At 63.7% G+C, this 2,676-nt stretch carries 1 protein-coding gene and 1 tRNA gene; one reads left to right on the top strand and one right to left on the bottom strand.

Translation table 11 applies throughout. The annotated features are described in order from the left end of the window. Positions 1-778: 778 nt before the first annotated feature. Positions 779-2,494, top strand: coding sequence for a recombinase family protein (locus tag RBB42_RS27910; RefSeq protein ID WP_305972703.1), 1,716 nt, complete (start codon positions 779-781; stop codon positions 2,492-2,494). Here the strand turns inward: RBB42_RS27910 and RBB42_RS27905 are convergent. Beyond that, positions 2,451-2,527, bottom strand: a tRNA-Met gene (locus RBB42_RS27905). The two genes, RBB42_RS27910 and RBB42_RS27905, sit on opposite strands and share 44 nt — an antisense overlap. Between the last annotated feature and the right edge of the window lie 149 nt (positions 2,528-2,676).

Below are 2,676 nucleotides of genomic sequence, written 5' to 3'. Positions count from 1 at the left end.
AGCGCCGGGCCAGCTCAGCTCCGAGGGGATCAATTTTCGGCGCCGATAAGGGGGCAAGATTGCCTCCCGATTGACAGGCAAGATCTTCGACAAGGGCATCCTGGCGATGCTGCACGAGCTGGTCGGCGTCCTCGACGCCGAGATCGCCGAGGGCACCTAGGTCGAGACGCGCTACGACCTCAGCCCGGATAACGTTTCCGACTACAAGACCTGGGGCCAGGAACGGCTCACGCCGGAGGCTGACCGACTCTCGAACGCCCTGGCGGTGCTGATCGAGCTCTACGCCACCCTTTCGGCGGTGCACGACATCCTGCGCGCCGAGAAGGCCCTGGAGGGGCTGCGCGCCGCAGCCTGATGAGACACGCGGGCCGGAACACCCGCGTCAGGGCGCGCCGGCGAACCTTCTGCTGCTACAGATGTCGGCGCGCCCGCCAAAGAGAAGCCCGTGCAGGTCCTGCCTGCACGGGCTCGTCAATCACACACGAGGGCTCGGCTCTCGCCAGTCTGTCGGTTTTCGGTGTCCACAGCCGAAGGAGAAGCGCATGGCCCTCGCAAACTGATCGACCTCATCGCCGAAGTTGCCGCCAAGCGGACTGCCCGGGAGGGCAATACGAAGGCGGCCACTCCGGACGCAGTAGTCGCGTTGTGCCGGTCGATTCGGGCCGATTTATGGAACGCCCGTCATATTTTCATCCGGATTTCAGTGTTTGGAGGGAGACGGGACAGCGCGTGACGAATGCGTCAACTTCTGTCGCTCGCTCGCCGTTGAAGGTTTCGAATGATCCAAGCCGCCAAGCCCGTCCGCGTCGCCATCTATGCGCGATATTCCAGCGATCTGCAGAACCCGACCTCGATCGAGGATCAGGTGCGGCTCTGTCGTCAGCACGCGGCGCGACAGGATGGCTGGACCGTCGTGCAGGTGTTCGAAGACGTGGCGATCAGCGGCGCGACGCGTGGACGCCAGGGCTTCGAGGCATTGCAGACCTTCATCGCCGACGGCGGCTGCGACATCGTGCTCTTCGAACATCTCGACCGGCTGGCGCGCGACCTCGAGCTTTTGATGCTCTTCTACAAGAAGGCCAACTACGCCGACGTCGAGATGCACCAGCTCCATCGCGGCAAGCTCGGGATCTTCGATATTGGGATCCTCGGGACCTTCGCACAGCTATTCCTGGAAGAGCTTTCGCACAAGACACGCCGCGGCCTCGTCGGCCGCGTCCAGGCCGGCAAGAAGACCGGCGGGCGGGCCTACGGCTATCGCTCCGAGGCCCTACTGCCTCGAGACGGAAAGTCGGACGGCAGCATCATGCGGATCGACCAGGAAGAGGCTGCGATTATGCGCCTTATCTTCGAGGAATACGCCGCCGGCAAATCGCCGCGACAGATCGCCGCTGACTTCAATGCGGCCGCGGTCCCTGCCCCGCGTGGCCGCGGTGAAGGAAGCGGTCACTGGAAGGCCAACACGATCTACGGGCACCGCGCGCGCGGCACCGGTATCCTCAACAACGAACTCTACATCGGGCGGCACGTCTGGAACCGCCAGCGCCATTCCAAGCATCCCGAGACAGGACGCCGGGTCTCCAAGCCCAACCCACCCGAGGAATGGCTCACCACCGAGAAGCTCGACTTGCGGATCATCGACGAGGCTTTGTGGGACAAGGTCAAGGCGCGGCAGGATCTGATCGACAGCTCCCGCACCCGGGCCGAAGCCGATGGCAAGACCGGTGCCGGAGCGGCACAGAGCGCGCGGCGGCGCAAGTATCTGCTCTCTGGGCTGCTTACCTGCGGCCAGTGCGGCGGCAACCTTACCGTGGCCGGCAAAGGTGCCCGGCGGCGCTACTATTGCGCCAATGCCAAGGAGAAGGGCGAGGCCGTCTGCACCGGCATGCCCGGTCTTTCGGCGGCCGACGCCGCCGAGACGATCCTCGGTGGCCTGCGCGAGGGGCTGATGCAAGAGAAGGAATACGAGCAATTCCGGTCGAGCTACATCGCCAAGATGCAGGCTGACGAGCAGGAAAGCGGGCAAGTGCTCCAGAGACACGACGCCCGCATCCGCGAGGTCCAGAAGACATACGACAAGATGATGGCTGCCGTGGAGAACGGCGACTATTCGCCCCCGGTCATCAGGCGCCTGAACGCCGCCGACGCTGAACTCACGGCACTCCGGGCCGAGCGCGAGACGCTCATCCCTGCGCCAATCGAACTGCCAGATGATATTCCCGCACTCTACCGGGACCATGTCGAGGATCTGGTGGGGAAGCTCACGGACGCGGCCGTTGCAGGCCCGGCGGCTGACGAGTTGCACACGCTGGTCGAGACGGTGGTCGTGTCTTGGGACGAGGAAGCGGACCTCCACACGCTGGAGATCCGTGGCAAGCTGTTGGAACTGTTGAGTTTCGGAGACAGCAAAAAGGCGGCGACCCTTTCGGGTGCGGCCTGTTCGCTAAAGCTGGTTGCGGGGGCAGGATTTGAACCTGCGACCTTCAGGTTATGAGCCTGACGAGCTACCGGGCTGCTCCACCCCGCGCCAATTCCGGACTTGTTTTCCGGTATCTTGTGCGCCCGTTGTTGGGGCACCATTGGTCGGTACTGGCTGACTGCATAGAGAGGTGTGGTTTTTACTAGGTTTGGCGGCGACCTACTCTCCCACGTCTTGAGACGCAGTACCATTGGCGC

This window comes from Mameliella sp. MMSF_3455 (assembly GCF_030733205.1).
Classification (GTDB): Bacteria; Pseudomonadota; Alphaproteobacteria; order Rhodobacterales; family Rhodobacteraceae; genus Antarctobacter.
Note: the sequence above shows the minus strand (reverse complement) of the source record. Positions and strands in the feature narration are given on the sequence as shown.

Excerpts from the sequence above, each read along its gene's own strand:
- RBB42_RS27910 (WP_305972703.1), top strand. The coding sequence starts at position 779 with ATGATCCAAGCCGCCAAGCCCGTCCGCGTCGCCATCTATGCGCGATAT.